The organism is Corynebacterium sp. MSK035, assembly GCF_030232615.1.
In the GTDB taxonomy this organism is placed as follows: Bacteria; Actinomycetota; Actinomycetes; order Mycobacteriales; family Mycobacteriaceae; genus Corynebacterium; species Corynebacterium jeikeium_D.
Genome location: NZ_JASPJP010000004.1, coordinates 40,693 through 59,120, shown reverse-complemented (window position 1 = coordinate 59,120; position 18,428 = coordinate 40,693). Strand labels below are relative to the sequence as shown.

The following is an 18,428-nucleotide window of genomic DNA, read 5'->3' as shown; positions in this document are numbered from 1 at the left end:
GGACAGTTGGCCAGTTTGGCCGTGTTTAGTTTCTAAGTTCCTACGGTGCTGGAGCTGGCTCGGGTGCCGGTGCTTCCGGTACTTCCGGCACCGAGGCTGGCGCTTCGGGCGCTTCCGGAGCTGGCGCTGGAGCTTCAGCCTCAGGCGCGGGTGCCGGAGCCGGCGCAGGTGCTGGTGCGGGCTCATGGTTCTGCGGCGCATACGGAGCGGTTGCCGGCAACCCGTTGGGACGTGGGTGCGCTTCTTCAATGGCCGGTGCCTGCATCCCTGGAACATTCTCGGTGTCCTTCGGGTTCGACGACGGCGCATGCGGAACATTCGGCGACTCACTGTTGAGGTCGATAATCTTCTGCTGCTTCTCATCGCCCGGTCGCACTTCCACGACCTTGCCTTCCGGATCAGTCGTCAAAACGGCAGGCTGCTCCGGATTGACCATGCCCTCTTCCACAGCACGCTGCGCGATAGCACCGGTTGACTTCATGTAAGCAACATCCCGCTCGAGCACCTCCAGCTGGTTACGCAGCTCCTTTTCCTTGGTCTGCGCAGCATCCAGCTGCAAGGATGTCGAGGTCGAAATACCCGACAGCCACATCGCCGCCACGATTCCGGCAACGACGAGAATAATCATCACGGCCGCACCGGCAAACTTGTGGTTATCCCTCGAGGACGTCGTAACGCGACGCCCACGCACCGAGATGACCTGCTGAGAACCTGTGCGCCCAAACCGCCTGCGCTGATAAAGATCCTGTTTCGTGCGGGCGCTGCGGCCGCGCTGACGAGTCTTCGTCTTGGCACCGGCGACGGTTGCAGATGCGCCGCGGGAGGTGCGCCGGGTGGGGGCGTGCTCCGTGATTGTCGTTGCCATGCTCGAAAGTTCTCCCAGTACTTAGATTGTGAAGGGTGCGTTTGGTGCGGTTGAAAGGTTTGGGTCAATCGGCTCGAATTCGCTCGATACAGCGAACTCTCACCGGTGCGGCTCGGGGGTTGTCTTCGATCTCGCTTGCCGACGCCTTTTCCGCACCTCTCGTGATGAGAGCAAAGTGCGGTTCATGCCCCGGAAGCTCCATCGGGAGCCCCGGTGGGGTTGTCGACTTCACGCGCTCCGCAAAGTCCTTCTTGACGATGCGGTCTTCCAGGCTCTGGTAGCTCATGAACACTGCACGCCCATCGACTGCGAGTGCATCGCAGACCTGCGGCAGCACATTTTCCAGAGCTTCAAGCTCACGATTTACCTCGATACGAAGAGCCTGGAACGTACGCTTGGCCGGGTGTCCGCCCTTACGACGAGATGCCGCCGGAATGGTTTCGTAGAGCAGCTCAACCAGACGACCGGAAGTCGTAAACGGTTCCTTCTCCCGCTCACGCAGGACTGCCGAGGCGATCTTGCCGGCGAAGCGCTCGTCGCCGTAAGTCGATAGGATGCGCGCGATATCACCGTGCGAATAGGTATTGAGCACATCCGCTGCGGTAATCCCCTGGCTTGCATCCATGCGCATGTCCAGCGGGGCGTCGACTCGGTAGGCGAATCCACGATTGACCTGGTCAAGCTGCATCGAGGAAACACCGAGGTCGAAAAGCGCACCTGCAATGCCCTTCTCAGCGGCGCGGGCGAGAATGTCCTCCGCGCCACTTCCACCAGCGGCTGCAGAAATTTCACCACTGAGCACCTCGGCGAGCGAATCGAAACGCACACGGAACCCTACAAAGCGATCACCGAAGCGCGCGAGACGTTCTTCTGCCCCTCGCAATGCATTGTCATCGCGATCGAGTCCAACAACGCAGAGCTTCGGGAACTGCTCCAACAGGTATTCCGTGTGTCCACCGGCACCAAGAGTGCCGTCGACAACTACTGCGTCGTCACCCAGTGCCTCGATGCCCGGGCGCAATAAATCAGTTACTCGGTGAAGCAAAACGGGGACATGACCAAACTCGCCGGACTTGCGATCATCCGCAGGTGCCGATCCGTTCATTTCCCCTCCTCACCGGGTATGTTCGCACTGGTCAGAGAATCTATCGAGTGTATTCCCGGTTTGCTTAACGACGAGTGCCGCGCCAGCAACCAGACCGCACCTCATGAGCACTACTGGGAATGCTGCTATCGGTGCTTAAAACAAAAAGCGGGGATGTTCACAGGGCCCCGCCTGACAGAACCTGGTATCGGGGAAGTACACCAGGGGCTATCAGGCAGAGTCCATGCGGACATTCCCTCTTTTCGGTTATTCCAAGCGGTTTATAAAACGCCGAACAGCGAGTCATCCTCACCTTCGGAGAAATCAGCTTCATGCTCCGCCTGGTAGGCCTCCCAGGACTCTTTGTCCCAGATCTCCAGAAAGTCAATAGAGCCGATAACCACGCACTCCTTGGAGAGATTCGCGTACCGACGGTGATCCATCGATAACGTGATTCGCCCCGAGCCATCAGGACGCTGCTCATCTGTGCTCGCCGCAAGATTTCGGATGAAAGCTCGCGCCTTGGCATTCGTACGAGAGGCCTTAGTAGCCCGCTGAGCTAATTTGACGAACTCCTCTTTCGGATACACCGCCAGAGAATGATCCTGCCCTTTAGTGACCATCAGGCCACCTGCGAGATCCTCACGGAACTTCGCCGGCAACGTCAGGCGCCCTTTGTCATCAAGCTTCGGCGTATAGGTGCCCAGAAACATGCGTCACTGGCCTCCTATCCCCGTGTCAACCTCAATGTCAACGCACAAACGCTTACCGAATTCAGGGATTTAGGCGTTGCCTTCAAGCAGAGCCAGAGGGCTGTGCTTTCCCGCTGTGCCAAAATCTCGCCAAACTTTAAGCGCAAATCGGATATTCACTTCTGCAATGTTGACCAACCTCAATCAACATCACGCCCCACTTTACCCCACTATCTGCCACTATCAACACAAGAAGGAGAAAAATAGCCACAGCATCAGCACAACCCCACCGTTAGGACATCTGCTTTAACCCAATTGACCTGGACTTTTAAAGAATCACCTCGACAATTAAAGCGCGAATAAAAAGTGGGGCACCCACCCGCGACCACGCCGATAACGACGCCACACTAACCACATTGTCAACAGTAAGCAGTTTACGCCCCACTACCCACCACTTACCTGCTAAAAACCATCCAGATTCAACCTGGTCGCCAGACTTAGTGCGTTGACCTGCAATTTTGTGTCGCCAGAGCCAAACATTCGGAAATACCAACAACGACCGAAGATAAGAATTCCCTCACCCCAATAGCTAAGTGGGGGAAAGTGGGGACTCAGGGTGGGGCAAAGTGGGTGAGATCTTGTGGAGACGATTCACGTCTAGAAAAACAAAAAAGTGAGGGCAAGCCATCGCTGGCTTGCCCTCACTTGTTAATTCTTGAGGCTTATCCCCTAACGCCCCTCGAAGCGGCCACGGAAACGCGATTCCAACGTGGAATCACCAGAGGAGCCACGGCTACCCGAGGTCCCTCGACGACTCTTTGCCGCCCCGGACTTAGACTTTCCAAAGCTCAGCCCCGAAGCAGAACTAGCCTTCTCCTGCTTACCGGCGCCGGTCAGAGCCCAAACGCCGGAACCGAACATAAGGCCAAAGCCGGCAACCGATAACACAATGAACCAATTGCTCACAGAGAAAAGAGCGACGCCGCCAATCAACATCAGCAGACCGAGGAGCATGAGCGCAAAAACCTGGATGGAAAACCCACGAGGTGCGCTGTTTTCCTCCGGAAAGCTGAACGCATTTCCGGCCATCGTCGAACTAAATTTAGGATCCTCAGCGTAGAGTGCAGACTCGATTTCGTCGAGCATCCGCTGTTCGTGCTCAGATAGTCCCACAATTCCTCCATCGCCTACTTGAGCATTGCCCACCGCGATACTGGCGAGCCTTGACCCCTCAACTAACAATGCCGATACAACAAAGCTAATTACAGGCCACGTGCTGCTAACGCGGCGTCCGTTAGCTTCATTCTTACCCCTTCAACGGGCGACTCACCTCTATTGTTCCATGAATCCGAACAATCCCCCATTTATTTAGGAAAGCAACGCTCTAACACGCCCCCACCGGCTTACGCAGCCGCGGACAGAACACCCAGCTCAGCCCGGACAGCCCCCAAGAATGCACAACTTAAATCCCACAACTCCTGCGCCCGCCGAGAGTCAATGCGACGCGAAATACCCAACCGGACTTCCTCACGCAGCGCGGTGAACTGCTCAAACTTGGTGACCCAGCTATCAAATTCGGGCTGCTCTTTCTTTAAACGCAACCAGGCACTCTGTGTTGCCGAACGACGACGCTTAACTACCGAGCCCGAACGAGCGCCCGAGCCAGAACCCCCAGCCACCGACACATCGTCGCGATTCAACAGCGCGCCTGCGCAACGCAGCGCCGCACAGTAGGAAAGCTCCAACATCTCATCAGAGCTGGCATTCCGAGCATTCGCTAGCAGAGCCTCTGCCCGCCCCAGCAGCTCCAGCGATTGCCTTGAGACACCGACCGGGGCGACCGAACCCGACTGCGAAATCGCCCTAAACTCCACCACGTTCGACCTTGCCACCACCCTGCTTCTCCTTTCACACAGCATTCACATGAGCACGGATTTTCCGCTTCCCCTTAGCGGGATTGACTGCAATCTATCCCCAACCCCGGACTACGCCAGGCATACTTTCGCACAACTGTTCGACTCGATGTTATTGCAGTAATCTCACAACTAAGTTCGTCTAAGTCGCTAATCTGGTCACTGTGAAATACAGCGTGGTTCCGATGACAGCAGGAGACTTCAATCTCCGCCTGCAAGAAGCAGTGGCTCTCTACATCACCGCGATGCAGTACAACCCCGCGATCTTGCCCGGTCGTCTCCACGAATGGCAGAAGCAAACCACTCAACCCGGCTTCATGGCTGCTGCAGCCATAGCTCACCCCGAAGAGCTCTCCCCTGCCCACGCTCTCCGCGACCCGCGCTGCAGGTTGGTCGGCATCGGCTACTGCCGTACAGGATTGGACACGCACTGGTGGTATCGCCAGGTAAGAGATGGACTGCTCATGGACGGGCGCTCGCTACCGGACGTCGTCAAGCTCTTGGGCAACTACGCCGAACTGTCTGAGATTCACATTCACCCCAGCTTTCAGGGGCGGGGACTCGGTAAACGGTTGCTCCACGAGTTGGTCGATTCCCGCCCGGAGACGCGAGTTCTGTTGTCAACCCCGGAATACCCGAATGAGGCCAATAGGGCATGGCAACTCTACCGCCAATTTGGTTTCAAGGATGTTTTAAGGAACTTTTATTTCACAGGGGATTCCCGCCCCTTCGCAGTTCTAGGAGTAGATCTTCCCCGTGACATCATCACCGAGTGAACCTTCCACACCACGTCGACGGCTTTCGCCTCTGCGCATTGCCACAGCAATGGCCGGAATTGCCGCCATCTTGCCGCTCAGCGGCTGCTTTGACGCACAGGCTGGCATTACCATTTCCGGCGACGACAGGGTCTCGGGCACAATTCACGTAACACCCACGGAGGAAGTCCGTTCCCAATTTGAGCAGTGGCAAGTACCGGAAGATCTCTCCGACCGCGTCTCGCAGGGAGTAATCGACTCCTCCACAGGAAAGATGGAAGTCTCGTTCAATGAGCTGCACTTCATTGAACTCACCGATACGCTCCGACAGCTTTCCGACGATCGCGTAGACATCGACCTAGACCGTACCGGTGGCGGCAAGATTTCGATGAACGGCCACATGGATTTGACTCACCTGCCCGGCGCGAAGGTTGATTTCGTCGTCGCGTTCCCGGAGCAGGTTACTGACTCCAATGGCCGCCAGACCGAACCGAACAAGGTGGAATGGCAGCTCGCCAGTGGCGAGAACCATAATGTATGGGCTTCGTCGCCGGCTGGATCCACCAAGCGGAATCAATTCCTATTATTTGCCGGTGTGACCACAGCCGCCGGTGTCCTAGCCTCAGTGCTAGGTGTCCTGTGGGCGCGAAGAGTTCGCGACATGCAGGACTTTTAGCAATTAAAAACCGCCGCGCAGCATATCCTGGCCGGTGCCCCATTCGGGCGCCATGCCGAGGTTGTGCAAAACTTCCTGGGAGGCGCGAGCGAAGTTCATAGTCATAAAGTGCAGCCCCGGCACGCCTTCGGCGATGAGCCGCTCTGCCATGTTGGTCGAAAACTCGATACCAATCTTGCGAATCTCATCTTTATTGGCCTGCTCGTCACCATCTGCTGCCTTAATCAGGCGTTCCTCCAAATCGGATGGCAACTGTGCCCCGGAGAGCTCAACCTGCCTGCGCACTGAGCGCAGCGATGTAATCGGCATCAGCCCCGGAATGATGGGCTTGGCACCGTGCACTGGGTCGGCTTCCACCAGGCGGTCTCGAAGGCGTAAGTAGTGCTCAATATCGAAGAACATCTGCGTAATCGAGTATTCGGCTCCCGCGCGCAGCTTGGCCAGCGTGTACTGCGTGTCATGGTCCAAATCCGGCGAGCGGTAGTGTCCCTCCGGGAACGACGCAATGCCGATTTCAAATTTCTCGAACTCCGGCTCGGCCTTAATCAGCTCAATCAATTCGCTGGCGTAGTGCAGACCGCCCTCGGTCTCCACCCAAGGGCCAAGCGGGTCTCCCGGTGGGTCACCACGCAGAACGAGCAGATTCGTCAGCCCCGCGCTGAGATAAGAGCGCAGGATTTCCCGCAGCTCGTCGACAGTGTGCTCTACCAATGTCAGGTGCACAAGCGTTGTAAGCGGCTGCCTCGAAACGCGCTGGGCGATTCGCAGGGTGCGGTCGCGGCTAGAACCACCGGCGCCGTAGGTCACGGATGCAAAGGAGGCACCAAGATCATGGAAAGCCTCAGCTGCTCGGAGAAGACGTTCCTCGGCCGCGTCGTCACGCGGGGGCATGAACTCGACCGAGAAGGGAATACTGCCCGCGCTCGGCATTGAAAGCGCCTGGCGGATCGTCACTTGGCGACCTGGCGACAGTGGCATTGTTGAGGACATAGTCACTCATACTAAGCGGTGTCCTATTCTTGAGTCAGCATTACCCGTCATCGACGAGAGGCTCACATGAGCGAAGAACTGGATTTGGCCGCGCTGCAGCCCCGCGAAGTACCAGCTACTGTTACCAAAACGCTGGAGAATTACCTCAAAAACCGTGGCGACGATGTCGCGTCGGTCGATGCGGTGTACACCGAGGCCATAGATTCGCTCCATTCCTTCGTCCTCAATGGGGGCAAGCGCGTGCGTCCAGCCTTCGCCTGGCAGGGGTGGTTGGGAGCAGGCGGCCTCGAAGGCCGTTTCTCCCCAGCCGAGGATTCCCAGGCTGTGATGAACGCGGTGAGTGCCCTGGAACTCATTCAAGCCTGCGCACTCATTCATGACGACATCATCGATGACGCTGATACGCGCCGTGGCGCACCGACCATCCACAAGGTATTCGAGGCCAAGCACGAGGCCCATAGCTGGAATGGAGCCGCCGACCGCTTCGGCATTTCCGCCGCGATTCTCATTGGCGATGTCGCCCTGACCTGGGCTGATGACATGATGCACTCTTCAGGCCTCAGCTCGGAGGCGCTAACCCGCGCACTTGTCCCCTGGCGGGCGATGCGCACTGAAGTACTTGGCGGCCAACTGCTCGATATCACGGCCGAAGCCAGCCGGGACAGTCGCGTCGAGACCGCTGAGAAAATCAATCTGTTCAAGACCGCCGCCTATACCATCGAGCGGCCGCTCCACATTGGTGCTGCGATTGCCGGCGCCCCAGCGGAATTGGTTGAGGCCTACCGCAGCTTCGGCCGCGATATCGGTGTGGCATTCCAGCTCCGCGACGATCAGCTGGGTGTTTTCGGCGATCCCGAAGTCACGGGCAAGCCTGCCGGCGATGACCTCCGCGAGGGCAAGCGAACCGTACTGGTCGGCCAGGCTTTAAGCCTCTACCTCGATTCCGCACCTGAAAAGGCCCGCTTTATCGATGAACGCCTGGGAGCGGTCTCGTCTGCTGCAGATATTGATGAGCTACGAAATCTCATCGCTGATTCCGGCGCTGCCGATGCCGTCGAACGTGAAATTGACCGCCTGACCAGCCGCGCTTTCTCCACTATCGAGAATGCCGACCTGCCTGCAACGTCGCGCGAGAACCTCATTGCTATGGGCGTTCGCGCCACCGCTCGTCAGCATTAGACCAGGTGTTGCGTAGTCATGCCCGCTGCTTCCCCCACTCGTGCCCCCATTAATTCCCCGCGTCTGCGACGTGCGGTCACTCGTCCTCATAAGGGCTCCAAACCACGACTGACCATCATCGGCGCAGGCCTGTCCGGACTTACCGCCGCGCTCTACGCCATCGCCGATGGCTACGATGTCACCGTTGTCGAGCGGGGAAGTTTCGTCGGCGGACGCTGCGCCAGTGAACCCATCACAGTCGATATCGACGAGCAATCGCTCACCGCAGTCTTCGACACTGGCGCAACTGTATGGACCATGCCCTCGCTTGTCGACGATGCCCTCGCCGCCGTCGGCCTCTACGCGCGCGATATCGACCCGGGTTTTTCGGCCTCCCCAATCACGCCCACCTACCGTGCGGAATTTGCCACCCGCGGCGGACTCGACGTGTTTTCCAACGAAGACATGATGGCCGATGAACTCGCGCGCTTCGGTGCCTCTGACTCCACCGTCGCCGGTTACCGCAAACTTCGCACGTGGCTGCAAACTCTCTTCAATGCCTGCTTCGACAACTTCATGTCCCGCAGCTTTGACCGCGTTACGGACCTATTCACCGGGCCCGGCGCGCTTCGCGACCTCACTACGCTCCTCCGACTCGGTGCCTTCGGCGCCCTCGAACCTAAGATTCGTGCCTTCCTCGGAGATAATGATCTCGCTCGCGTTTTCAGCTTCCAGGCGCTTTACGCAGGTGTGCCTCCCGCTAAGGCCCGTGCGGTCTACGGCTGCATTTCCCACATGGATACCTCGATGGGGGTTTACTATCCGCACTCCCCCGCATTTGGTTCGGGTATAGGCGCCGTCAGCGAGTTGCTCGCCGAGGCCGTCCGTCGAGCTGGCGGAACCATCGACTTCGGCGTTGATGTCACTGGGCTGAAAGTTGACGAAGCAGGCTTTGTCTCCGCCATCACCACGGCAACTGGCGAGCGTCCCACCGATGCCGTCATCGCTACGACCGATTTACCTGTGGTGCAGAGCTGGCTTCACGACGCGGCTACCTCTGCCGCCGGTAGCTCATCGAAGCGGCGAGGCCTTCGGAGCGTCGTAAAGCGGACGGGAGCGCGACGGTTGTTCCCAGTTCGATTTTCTCCATCGGCGGTGGTGGCGCACGGGCTGATTCCGGTTTCGGAGACTGCGACGTGGCCGAAGCGGCATCACCTGATTTCGTTTGGCGAAAAGTGGAACGAAACCTTTGAGGAGATCTCGTCACCGCGCCATGGAAAGCTAATGTCGGACCCATCATTGCTGGTCACCCGGCCTGCGGTGAGCGCGCCGGAGCGTATTGTCACAGATGCGAACGGCGTGCAGTGGGAGCCCGTCAGTGTGCTCGCGCCGTGCCCCAACTTGCAGTCGGCCAATCTGATCTGGTCACGAATCGGTGGGGACTACGTTGCGAAAATAACCGCTGAGCTGGAGCGGCGCGGACTGACCGGGATTTCTACGAAGTGGCGAGTCGGTCGGATCGATACCCCTCAGCAGTGGCAAGAACGCGACATGGGCGTTGGCTCGCCGTTTGGGCTGGCGCATCTGTTCCGACAGACGGGGCCGTTCCGTCCCCGCAACTTCTCTCCGAAGATGCCAAAGAATCTGACGCTGGCGGGATCGACGACGGTGCCGGGGGTTGGCGTGCCGACGGTCATGATTTCGGGACGACTTGCGGCACAGCGGTTTGAAACGCCTTAGCTCATGAATGTCTCCCGGATGTCTGCCGGTGGTCACTGACCAACTAGGATTAATGCATCAGCAATGTATCGATTGTTTAGGTTGACATGAATTTATCGCGGAGTGCTCAGCTGGGTGTCTACGGTGGCATCCTCATTGCTCTGGGCTCCTACGGTTCCGGTGCGAATCGCTACCGTGGCGGCCTTGTCCACGCTCTGGGACTCGACTGGATCACCTACGGTCACGGTCAGATTTTCTGTGAGATTGTGATTTGGGTAGGTATCGCCCTGCTGCTTATCTCGTGGCTGCGCATCGGGCGGGAACTGCTGTTCTCGAAGGGGACCATCCGGGACATTGTGGCCGGTTCTGCCCATGATGGCGACGCAGCAGACGCTGCGGTTCCAGCGAACGCTGGCGGCGATGAGTCCACGTTGCGTCGGTTCAATTCAATCCTGATGGCCTGGGCAATTCCCCTCGCGCTGGCCGCACCGCTGTTCTCTCGCGATGTCTATTCGTATCTCATGCAGGGCGCGATGGTCCGCGATGGGTTTGATCCCTACACTGAGGGAGCTGCAGCCAATCCAGGGCCGATGCTGCTGGAGGTATCCGCAGATTGGCGGAATACCACCACCCCGTATGGCCCGCTGCATCTGGGAATTGGCGAGGTCATCACGCGGATTGTCGGCGACAACATCACCGTCGGCGTGATTCTCTACCGCATTGTGTGTCTGCTGGGCTTCGCCGCCATTGTCTGGTCGATCCCGCGAATCGCCCGGGAGCTTGGAGCAAATCCGGCTTTCGCACAGTGGCTCGGTGTGCTCAATCCACTGGTGCTACTGCATCTGATTGCGGGTATGCACAACGAGGCACTGATGGTCGGATTGGTCAGCCTGGCACTAGTCGCCGCACTGCACATGGAGCGCATGCGGGGTGGCCTGGTCGCTGCTGTCCTCATCGGAATTGGCGTCGCGCTGAAAGCCACCGCTGTCCTGGCGCTGCCCTTCGTCGTGTGGATTGTGTTGACCAGGCGCGAGCCCATCGCCACGGTTCAAGAGATGCTGCGCAAGATTCCGGCGATTGCCGGTGTGGGCATCGTGTTGGTCGCAGTTTGCGTCGGCACGCTTGCAGTGGTGACGTGGCTGACCGGCTCGAGCTGGGGCTGGATTTCCGAGATCAGTGGCAATACCAAGGTGATTAACCCCCTGGCAGCACCGTCAGCGGTCGCTGGTGTGATCTCGGGCGTCACGGCGTGGTTCAACGACGACATCGGTTTCAATGTCATCGTCAGCCACACACGCGTGGTCTCCTCCATCATCATGCTGGTGGGACTCGTGATCTCCTGGTTCTACTTCCGAGCCACCCCTCGTAACAATGTCGCTGGCATGATTGCCGCCTACGTGGTGGCCTGCGTATTTAATGCCGTGGCACTTCCCTGGTACTACGCCAGCTTATTGACTCCCATGGGAACGATTCGCCCGCCACGATGGGTGGTTCAAGGCACCGTGTTGTTCACATTCATCCTGTCGCTGTCCTTCGCCGGCGGCGGCAATCACCGCTTCTACGACGTGCCCTGGATGGTTATCATTACCGTTCTCGGCTGGCTGGCCGTCGGCTGGCTGACCACTGGAAAATTCAGCTGGAAGTACCCGTGGCGTGACGATAAAACCGCCGCAGACACGGATTCCACGGTGGCGCCCCTGTCGCGGTCGACCGAGGTCGCATAGTTGTCCATGCCCACCCCACAGCCTCTCTCGACCATCGCGCTGCCACAGTCCTACGAGCTCTGCCGCGATATTATGGCCTCCCACGGTCGCACGTATTCCCTGGCCACGCGACTATTGGCACCCCGCCAACAGCGTGCGGTGTGGTCTCTCTACGCCTGGGCACGCATCGTCGATGACTACGTCGACTGCCCCGCCGACGCCGACCGCTCCCCCACGCACATCGAAGCCACGGTCACACGTTTAAGCGAGCTTTTCCACTCAGCTGTCGTCATCGGTTCGCTTGACGACGTCCACCGCGACCGCGACCGTGCCGTCATCTCGGCGGCCGCACAGACTTTTCGCGACTACGACATCGATCCACAGCTCTCTGCGGACTTTGTTCACTCCATGTTGATGGACGTGCCCGACACATCGTGCCACATTGCGCATTTTGAAACATGGGAGCAACTCGACTCGTATATGTGGGGCTCCGCAGCAGTCATCGGCCTTGAGATGATGCCTATCCTAGGCACCCGCACAGGAGTCTCCCGTGAGGAAGCCACCCCCTACGCAGAGTGCCTGGGAAAAGCCTTTCAGGTGACAAATTTCCTCCGCGACATCGCCGAGGATTTTCGCCGTGGCCGTATTTACCTACCACTGAATGAGTGGGAGGCCTTCGGAGTGGGTACCGAGGAGATCGGCTACTGTGCCGCCACGGGACAGACGACCCCGGCGGTACGTCAGGCATTGGCCTTCTTCATCGCTCGCAACCGCGCACTCTATGCCGAAGCCAGCAGCGGCGTGGACATGTTGGAGGTGCCAGGGCGTCAGGCTATCCGTGCCGCGGAGATTCTCTACTCAGACATTCTCGGCGAAATTGAGCGCATGAACTACAACGTCTTTGCGCAACGCGCTCAAGTGGGACGCGCTCGAAAAGCAAAAATCGCCCTCCCGCTGCTTTTCACAGCAGTGGCCGGGCGATTACGACAGGAGCTATCGCGGGCGTAGGACGGCGAGCGTAGGACGCCGTCCGGGTCTTTACAACGCCATAGCCTGTGCGCGGCGCATTACTTCGCGTGCAAGGTGACCGTGCAGGGCGTCCACCGGACGTCCAGGCAGAGATTCATCTTCGGTGAATAGCCACTCCAGCGTTTCTTCTCGCGTGTAGCCGCCGTCGGCAAGCAATGCGAGTGCGCCAGGTACAAAACGCGCGACCTCATCATCTTCAAAGAAGCGGGCGGGAATTTGTGCAATGCCGTCGCGGTGGACTGCAATAAGGCGACCCTCCTGCAGCAACGCGTGAATTCGGGTGACGGTGACGCCAATGAGGTCAGCGGCATCGGGCAGCGCAAGAGTGGGTTCGTCGGCGCTCAGGACATCGTGGCAAGTTGGAATCTTTCTCACACTGGTCACTTTAGCGCGTTGGCCTTGCAGTAGGTACGTCCCCATATACTTATTAGAAGCAACTGATTGGAACAGGGAAGGCTGGTTTATGTCGCAGCTTGTCGAGGGGCAGATTCTCGATGGTCGCTACCGTATCGGAGCCACCATCGCACACGGTGGCATGAGCACCGTGTACTGCGCCACCGATTTGCGGCTCGATCGCAGGGTGGCCGCAAAGGTCATGGATCCGCGTTTTGTCGACGACGAGTCTTTCCGCATCCGCTTCGAACGTGAGGCCCGCGCGGTCGCGCACCTCAATGACGAGTCGCTCGTCAACGTCTACGACCAGGGCACGGACCCGGCGGGGCATGTTTTCCTCATTATGGAATTCGTCGACGGTGGGACCCTCCGCGAACTGCTCCGTCAGCGCGGTCCGATGCCTCCGCATGCAGCTGCCGTCGTGATGCGCTCGGTTCTGCGCGCCCTATCGGTGGCGCATTCCCGCGGCATGGTGCACCGCGATATCAAGCCGGAAAATGTGCTGATTGCCTCGGACGGGCGAGTGAAGCTGGCGGACTTCGGTCTAGTGCGCGCGGCCGCTGATGCCAAGGTGACCTCTAACTCGGTCATCGTCGGCACCGTCGCTTATCTGGCTCCGGAGCAGGTCACGGGTGAATCCATCTCCCCTGCCTCCGATGTGTATGCGGCGGGTATTTTGCTCTTTGAGCTGCTTACCGGCACCACTCCATTCATCGCCGATTCTTCGCTCGGCGTTGCCATGAAGCGATTGAACGAAGCTGTCCCGCCCCCCTCGGAGCTCATCGACGGCGTTCCCGAGGAGTTCGACGAGTTGGTCGCCCGCGCTTGTTCCCGCAGGCCGGAGGATCGGTTTGAGACGGCCGAGGAATTCGGTGACGCACTCGAAGACATTGCGGACAAACTCGCGCTGCCACCATTCCGCGTGCCGTCGCCCGTCAATTCAGCAGCCGCCAACGCTGCCGCCATGGAGGGGCTCACAGAGGACTTCCACCGACCGGGCAACGACTATTTCGATGACAGACACGGCACCGCAGAGACGGCACCCGAGCGCTTCGGTCACGACGGCTATGGCTTCTCGACGGACGCACCCGGTAGCCCCGTTTCTTCCCGACCAACGGGACCACCGAATATTTTCGATGATTTCGACGACCCGGATGCGGGGCGGACACGCACTTTCGATCGCTATGACGAGTACAACCCCACTGGCTGGGAATCCCCGGAGCCGTCTGGTGGAGCTCTCGTACCAGCCGACGTTCCAGGCGCTCCGGAATATCCGCTGCCGCCGGACACTCAGGGTCCACAGCACCCACAGCATCCGCAGCCGCGATTTGCTCAGACTCAGACGCCTAAGAGCCGTCGAGCTACCCGACAGCGGACGCGCCGTGGATGTGCATTGTGGCTGATTATCGCCCTGGTTGCCACGTTGGGCATGGGGCTTGGCGCGTGGTGGCTGGGCTCTGGCCGTTATGGCGAAGTGCCCTCTATCACTGGGCTGTCGCAACCACAGGCGATGACCGCAATCAGTGAGGCGGGCTTTGAACCGGTGGTTGATGAGCGCTACGACAACGATGTCGCAGTGTCCCAGATTATTGGCTCGGACCCCCTGGCTGGAGCGCGGGTTGTCCGCGGTGATGATGTTCGCGTACTGGTCAGTCTCGGCCGCCCGACTGTGCCCGCATATCCCGCGAACCACTCAAAGGAAGTGTTCAGCGCTGCCCTAGCTAAGCGGACGTTGAAAGAAGAGGTCGGAGACCCCGTCTTTTCCGATGATGTCTCCACCGGCGGCTTGGTCTTTGCGGTTCCTGCTCCAGGACAGACCGTCGAAGTTGGCTCAGTTGTGACTGTGCATTACTCCAAGGGGCCAGCACCGGTGAAGGTGCCAAAGATCGTGGGGCTTCAAGAGGATGAAGCTCGTGAGCTGTTGAGCAAGGCCGGGCTGGAGGTCCGAGAAGTATCGGCGGAGTTCTCCTCCTCTGCTGAGCCGGAAGAGGTTCTTTCCGTGTCTCCTGAGGAAGGCACTGGCCTCGAACGCGGTAGTTCTGTGACGTTGACCCTTAACAACGGCATCGAAGTGCCCAATGTAGTGGGCAAGTCGGAGGATACTGCTCGCCAAATTCTGCAGCGCGAGGGCATTGAGGTAAGCGAAGTAAAGGACTCGTCCTCCTCCTCGCGCGACTACGGCCGTGTCGACGCAGTCTCACCGAGTGCGGGTCGTCTGGTTAACCCCAATGATGCGACTGTCACGCTGACCGTATCCAGAGCAGTGAAGGTTCCGCAGCTGCTGGGTAAAACTGTTGCGCAGGCACGTCGTGAAGCGGAGAAACAGCATCTTCAGCTCGACATCGACGGCTCTGCGAACGAGAACGATCGCATCGTATTGCAGTCACCCCGACCGGGCGCCAAGGCCACGGCGGGCGACCGCATTTCGGTCAGCACTCTGTAAAAAGTGCAGCGCTCCACTGAACGCGGCGCTGCACCAGCTGGGCTAGTTGTACCTAGCTGAGCTGGTTGCAACTAGTTGCGCAGCATCTCGGCAACCAGGAAGGCCAGCTCCAGCGACTGCTGAGTGTTCAAACGCGGGTCACAGGCGGATGCGTAACGGCCTGGCAGGTCGACATCGGAAATGTCCTGCGCGCCACCGAGGCACTCAGTGACATCTTCGCCGGTCAGCTCCACGTGGATACCGCCCGGGTGTGAACCGATCGAGCGGTGCACCTCGAAGAAGCCCTGAACCTCGTCGACGATGCGGTCGAAGTGGCGGGTCTTGTACCCATTGGAGGCCGAGTAAGTGTTGCCATGCATCGGGTCGCACTGCCAAATGACCTTGTGACCAGAAGCTTCCACAGCCTCAACGATGGGAGGCAGCACGGAGCGAACCTTGTCATTGCCCAGACGCGAAGTCAGGGTCAGGCGACCAGGCTGGAAGAACGGGTCGAGCTTGTCGGCGTAAGTGACAGCCTCCTCCGGCGTGGTGGTCGGGCCAATCTTCACACCGACGGGGTTGCCAATCATGGCAGCCAGGTTGATGTGGAAATCCTCAATGCCACGGGTGCGCTCACCAATCCACAGCTGATGCGCGGAGAGGTTGAACAGCTCCTGGCTGCCATCGTTTTCAGAAAGGCGCAGCATAGCGCGCTCGTAGTCAACAACCAGCGCCTCATGCGAGCAGTAAATCTGCGCGGTCTGCAGGTTCGAGTCCGCAACACCACAGGCAGCCATGAACTGCAGTGCGTGATCAATCTCGCGTGCCAGGTCCTCGTAGCGGGCGCCAGCCGGCGAGTTGCTGACGAACTCACGGTTCCACTCGTGCAGACGGTGCAGGTCAGCGGTGCCCGAACCTGTCAGTGCACGTACCAGGTTCATCGCCGCGGAGGCATTGGCGTAGGCACGCACCATTCGAGCTGGGTCGTGAACTCGAGCTTCTTCGGTCGGCTCAACACCGTTGACCATGTCACCGCGGTAGCTGAGCAAACCGTCGCCGTCGATGTCCTTCGAGCGCGGCTTGGCGTACTGACCAGCGATACGAGCCATCTTCACGACCGGAGTGGATGCGCCGTAGGTCAGCACAACGGCCATCTGCAGCAAGGTCTTCACATTGGCGCGGATGTGCGGCTCAGTATTGGACTCAAAGGTCTCCGCACAATCACCGCCCTGCAACAGGAAGGCCTTACCATTAGCGACGTCGGCAAGCTCCTGACGAAGCTTGCGAACCTCAGGCGCGACCACAATTGGCGGCACCGATTCGAGAATGCGACGCACGTTTGCAGCGGCGCGGGCATCCCAGCTTGGCTGCTGTAGGGCTTGGCGGGATACGACATCAGCAAAGCGCTCAGCCATGTCTCCGGGAAGCGGTGGCAGATCGGGCAGGTCATCTACAGGGAGATCAATAGTCCAACTCACAGAAGTTCATTGTAGTGCCCCTGTCAGAAGGGTGTTAGTCAGGTCACCAAATATTCGAATTCCGTTGCTTAATCAAGCGGCAACTTCTGTGCAATCTTTTGAAACTTCAGCAGATTGTGCTGGGCATCTGCCAGCGCGTCGTGCTTACCTGCAGTCTGTTTCGGCAACCGTGGCTTGCCCGCCATCTCCCAGTACTGCTTGAGTTCACGGGTATAACGTGGCATGAACTGCGGCAGCTTGGTCATATCACCCCAAAGCTGCACCAACGCAATGTGATCGTAGGCGCCTACCCAAGCCCACAGCTCTGGGCTGCCCGTACCGGGTTCGGTGAAAAATGCCAGCAGTTCCTCGCGGATCGTGTCCCGGTTCTTCCACAGCGGAGATGAGGGGTTGGGCAGCTGATTGAGCACGTTGGCCCGCACCCACGGGCCGGCCTTGCTCTCATTGAACTCGGTAGACACCGCGTAGTACTCGCGGCCATCCTCAGCTACGACACCGATGGAGACAAGATCAATAGTCTTGCCGTCTTCAATAAACTCGGTGTCATAAAAATAACGCACGGTGTGGAATCCTCTCCAGCCTCGGCCTCGCGTCGGCTACCTCGCGACCAAAAGACCGTGGAGCCCTACCGAGCAAATCTTACCCATGCACCGAATCGCCATAGGAAGTGTGCAGCCCCACTGTCGCGAAAACTATCTGCGCCTAATTATTCTAGCGAGCGCGTCGAAACCAGCGACGAGGGGTCGGCTTCGGCCCCGGAGCCGGAGTAGTGAGCTCTCCACCCGGTTCGGTTCCCGCTGGATAGCCGGTGCCGGCCTCCAAGGACTTCTTCACATCAGTCGCATAAGCATCGACATATTCCTGGCCCGAAAGCTTCTGAATTTCCTTAATCAGGTCATCCGTCAGTGCCCTGGCCGCTTCATACTCATCGCTGTACTTGGCTTTGTACTCCGACGGATCAATCGGGTCGCCGATAATCGTTCCGACCTTCACCGGACGAGGAATCCACGAGCCGATCGGGTTGGCCTTCTCCGTATCGATCATCGCCATTGGGAACACCGGCACACCGGCCTCCAGCGCTACACGCGCCGCACCTGTTTTACCGCGGTACAGTCGACCATCCGGACTACGGGTGCCTTCCAAGGAAATGCCCAGCAGGTCACCGCGTGACAGCACCTTCAAGCCGGCGTTCAGCGCATCGCGAGCTGCATCACCAGAGGTACGGTCAATCGGCACCTGCCCCACCGAGGAGAAGAAAAACTTCTGGATACCGCCGACAAAGCCCGGCGTGGTGAAGTACTCTGCCTTCGCCAAGAACGTCAGCTGACGGCGGCAGACCAGTGGGAAGAAAAAGTGATCCATCACAGCAAGGTGGTTCGACGCCATCAGCGCTGGACCTTCCTGAGGAATCTTCTCACCACCGATGTAGTACGGGCGATTATAGATCCGCAGCCAAGGGCCAATGAGGATGTACTTAAAGAACTTGTACCAGCGATTATTCACAGTTTAAAACTATACAGGTTCAGGTGGTCCGACGATCCATCTCCGCAG

Annotated in this window: 17 protein-coding genes; 7 read left to right on the top strand and 10 right to left on the bottom strand. The window is 58.9% G+C overall.

All coding sequences use genetic code 11. From position 1 onward, the window contains the following. Positions 1 to 40: 40 nt before the first annotated feature. From ftsL to QP978_RS03990, 5 genes are all read right to left on the bottom strand, one after another. On the bottom strand, positions 41 to 865 hold the full coding sequence (gene ftsL / locus QP978_RS04010; protein ID WP_070605644.1) for a cell division protein FtsL: 825 nt from the start codon (positions 863 to 865) through the stop codon (positions 41 to 43). A 64-nt stretch (positions 866 to 929) separates the two neighbouring features. Beyond that, positions 930 to 1,970: a 16S rRNA (cytosine(1402)-N(4))-methyltransferase RsmH gene (gene rsmH / locus QP978_RS04005; RefSeq protein ID WP_070767281.1), complete on the bottom strand. Its 1,041-nt coding sequence runs from the start codon at positions 1,968 to 1,970 to the stop codon at positions 930 to 932. 260 nt (positions 1,971 to 2,230) lie between these two features. Then, a complete protein-coding gene (gene mraZ / locus QP978_RS04000) occupies positions 2,231 to 2,662 on the bottom strand; it encodes a division/cell wall cluster transcriptional repressor MraZ (RefSeq protein ID WP_005510286.1) in 432 nt (143 codons plus the stop codon). A gap of 708 nt (positions 2,663 to 3,370) precedes the next feature. Then, on the bottom strand, positions 3,371 to 3,814 hold the full coding sequence (locus tag QP978_RS03995) for a DUF3040 domain-containing protein (protein WP_016423008.1): 444 nt from the start codon (positions 3,812 to 3,814) through the stop codon (positions 3,371 to 3,373). A gap of 230 nt (positions 3,815 to 4,044) precedes the next feature. Next, positions 4,045 to 4,533: an SAV_6107 family HEPN domain-containing protein gene (locus tag QP978_RS03990; protein ID WP_088611592.1), complete on the bottom strand. Its 489-nt coding sequence runs from the start codon at positions 4,531 to 4,533 to the stop codon at positions 4,045 to 4,047. A gap of 206 nt (positions 4,534 to 4,739) precedes the next feature. Between QP978_RS03990 and QP978_RS03985 the strand changes: the two genes are divergently transcribed. Both QP978_RS03985 and QP978_RS03980 read left to right on the top strand, forming a co-directional pair. Next, a complete protein-coding gene (locus QP978_RS03985; RefSeq protein ID WP_049170258.1) occupies positions 4,740 to 5,330 on the top strand; it encodes a GNAT family N-acetyltransferase in 591 nt (196 codons plus the stop codon). Then, positions 5,311 to 5,985: an LppM family (lipo)protein gene (locus tag QP978_RS03980; RefSeq protein WP_016423011.1), complete on the top strand. Its 675-nt coding sequence runs from the start codon at positions 5,311 to 5,313 to the stop codon at positions 5,983 to 5,985. Before QP978_RS03985 ends, QP978_RS03980 begins: the two co-directional genes overlap by 20 nt. Positions 5,986 to 5,988: 3 nt before the next feature. On the opposite strand, the gene metF is transcribed toward QP978_RS03980, so the two are convergent. Then, entirely contained in the window at positions 5,989 to 6,975 is a 987-nt protein-coding gene (gene metF / locus QP978_RS03975; protein ID WP_016423012.1) for a methylenetetrahydrofolate reductase [NAD(P)H], read from the bottom strand. A 66-nt stretch (positions 6,976 to 7,041) separates the two neighbouring features. Here metF and QP978_RS03970 point away from each other — a divergent pair, with 66 nt between their 5' ends. The 4 genes from QP978_RS03970 (at position 7,042) to QP978_RS03955 (ending at position 12,563) form a co-directional block, all read left to right on the top strand. Then, positions 7,042 to 8,154: a polyprenyl synthetase family protein gene (locus QP978_RS03970; protein WP_016423013.1), complete on the top strand. Its 1,113-nt coding sequence runs from the start codon at positions 7,042 to 7,044 to the stop codon at positions 8,152 to 8,154. An 18-nt stretch (positions 8,155 to 8,172) separates the two neighbouring features. Beyond that, positions 8,173 to 9,873: a phytoene desaturase family protein gene (gene crtI / locus QP978_RS03965; RefSeq protein WP_048731199.1), complete on the top strand. Its 1,701-nt coding sequence runs from the start codon at positions 8,173 to 8,175 to the stop codon at positions 9,871 to 9,873. Positions 9,874 to 9,959: 86 nt separating this feature from the next. Further along, positions 9,960 to 11,576 carry an alpha-(1->6)-mannopyranosyltransferase A gene (locus QP978_RS03960; RefSeq protein ID WP_049190488.1) on the top strand — a complete coding sequence of 539 codons (1,617 nt, stop codon included), beginning with the start codon at positions 9,960 to 9,962 and terminating at the stop codon, positions 11,574 to 11,576. Between the two features lie 6 nt (positions 11,577 to 11,582). Next, positions 11,583 to 12,563, top strand: coding sequence for a phytoene/squalene synthase family protein (locus tag QP978_RS03955; RefSeq protein WP_088611978.1), 981 nt, complete (start codon positions 11,583 to 11,585; stop codon positions 12,561 to 12,563). A 30-nt stretch (positions 12,564 to 12,593) separates the two neighbouring features. Here QP978_RS03955 and QP978_RS03950 read toward each other — a convergent pair whose 3' ends face one another. Beyond that, positions 12,594 to 12,968 carry an Rv2175c family DNA-binding protein gene (locus QP978_RS03950; RefSeq protein ID WP_005510311.1) on the bottom strand — a complete coding sequence of 125 codons (375 nt, stop codon included), beginning with the start codon at positions 12,966 to 12,968 and terminating at the stop codon, positions 12,594 to 12,596. 79 nt (positions 12,969 to 13,047) lie between these two features. Here QP978_RS03950 and QP978_RS03945 point away from each other — a divergent pair, with 79 nt between their 5' ends. Next, positions 13,048 to 15,420 carry a PASTA domain-containing protein gene (locus QP978_RS03945; protein ID WP_088611594.1) on the top strand — a complete coding sequence of 791 codons (2,373 nt, stop codon included), beginning with the start codon at positions 13,048 to 13,050 and terminating at the stop codon, positions 15,418 to 15,420. A gap of 71 nt (positions 15,421 to 15,491) precedes the next feature. On the opposite strand, the gene QP978_RS03940 is transcribed toward QP978_RS03945, so the two are convergent. The 3 genes from QP978_RS03940 to QP978_RS03930 all read right to left on the bottom strand — a co-directional run bounded on the left by QP978_RS03940 (position 15,492) and on the right by QP978_RS03930 (position 18,380). Next, positions 15,492 to 16,877 carry a class II 3-deoxy-7-phosphoheptulonate synthase gene (locus QP978_RS03940; RefSeq protein WP_070429538.1) on the bottom strand — a complete coding sequence of 462 codons (1,386 nt, stop codon included), beginning with the start codon at positions 16,875 to 16,877 and terminating at the stop codon, positions 15,492 to 15,494. Positions 16,878 to 16,945: 68 nt separating this feature from the next. Next, a complete protein-coding gene (locus QP978_RS03935) occupies positions 16,946 to 17,437 on the bottom strand; it encodes a polyadenylate-specific 3'-exoribonuclease AS (RefSeq protein WP_016423018.1) in 492 nt (163 codons plus the stop codon). 151 nt (positions 17,438 to 17,588) lie between these two features. Next, positions 17,589 to 18,380: a lysophospholipid acyltransferase family protein gene (locus tag QP978_RS03930; RefSeq protein WP_049170252.1), complete on the bottom strand. Its 792-nt coding sequence runs from the start codon at positions 18,378 to 18,380 to the stop codon at positions 17,589 to 17,591. Positions 18,381 to 18,428: the final 48 nt, after the last annotated feature.

Excerpts from the sequence above, each read along its gene's own strand:
- QP978_RS03985 (WP_049170258.1), top strand. The coding sequence starts at position 4,740 with ATGACAGCAGGAGACTTCAATCTCCGCCTGCAAGAAGCAGTGGCTCTC.
- ftsL (WP_070605644.1), bottom strand. The coding sequence starts at position 865 with ATGGCAACGACAATCACGGAGCACGCCCCCACCCGGCGCACCTCCCGC.
- metF (WP_016423012.1), bottom strand. The coding sequence starts at position 6,975 with ATGTCCTCAACAATGCCACTGTCGCCAGGTCGCCAAGTGACGATCCGC.
- QP978_RS03945 (WP_088611594.1), top strand. The coding sequence starts at position 13,048 with ATGTCGCAGCTTGTCGAGGGGCAGATTCTCGATGGTCGCTACCGTATC.
- QP978_RS03970 (WP_016423013.1), top strand. The coding sequence starts at position 7,042 with ATGAGCGAAGAACTGGATTTGGCCGCGCTGCAGCCCCGCGAAGTACCA.
- crtI (WP_048731199.1), top strand. The coding sequence starts at position 8,173 with ATGCCCGCTGCTTCCCCCACTCGTGCCCCCATTAATTCCCCGCGTCTG.
- QP978_RS03955 (WP_088611978.1), top strand. The coding sequence starts at position 11,583 with ATGCCCACCCCACAGCCTCTCTCGACCATCGCGCTGCCACAGTCCTAC.
- mraZ (WP_005510286.1), bottom strand. The coding sequence starts at position 2,662 with ATGTTTCTGGGCACCTATACGCCGAAGCTTGATGACAAAGGGCGCCTG.
- rsmH (WP_070767281.1), bottom strand. The coding sequence starts at position 1,970 with ATGAACGGATCGGCACCTGCGGATGATCGCAAGTCCGGCGAGTTTGGT.
- QP978_RS03960 (WP_049190488.1), top strand. The coding sequence starts at position 9,960 with ATGAATTTATCGCGGAGTGCTCAGCTGGGTGTCTACGGTGGCATCCTC.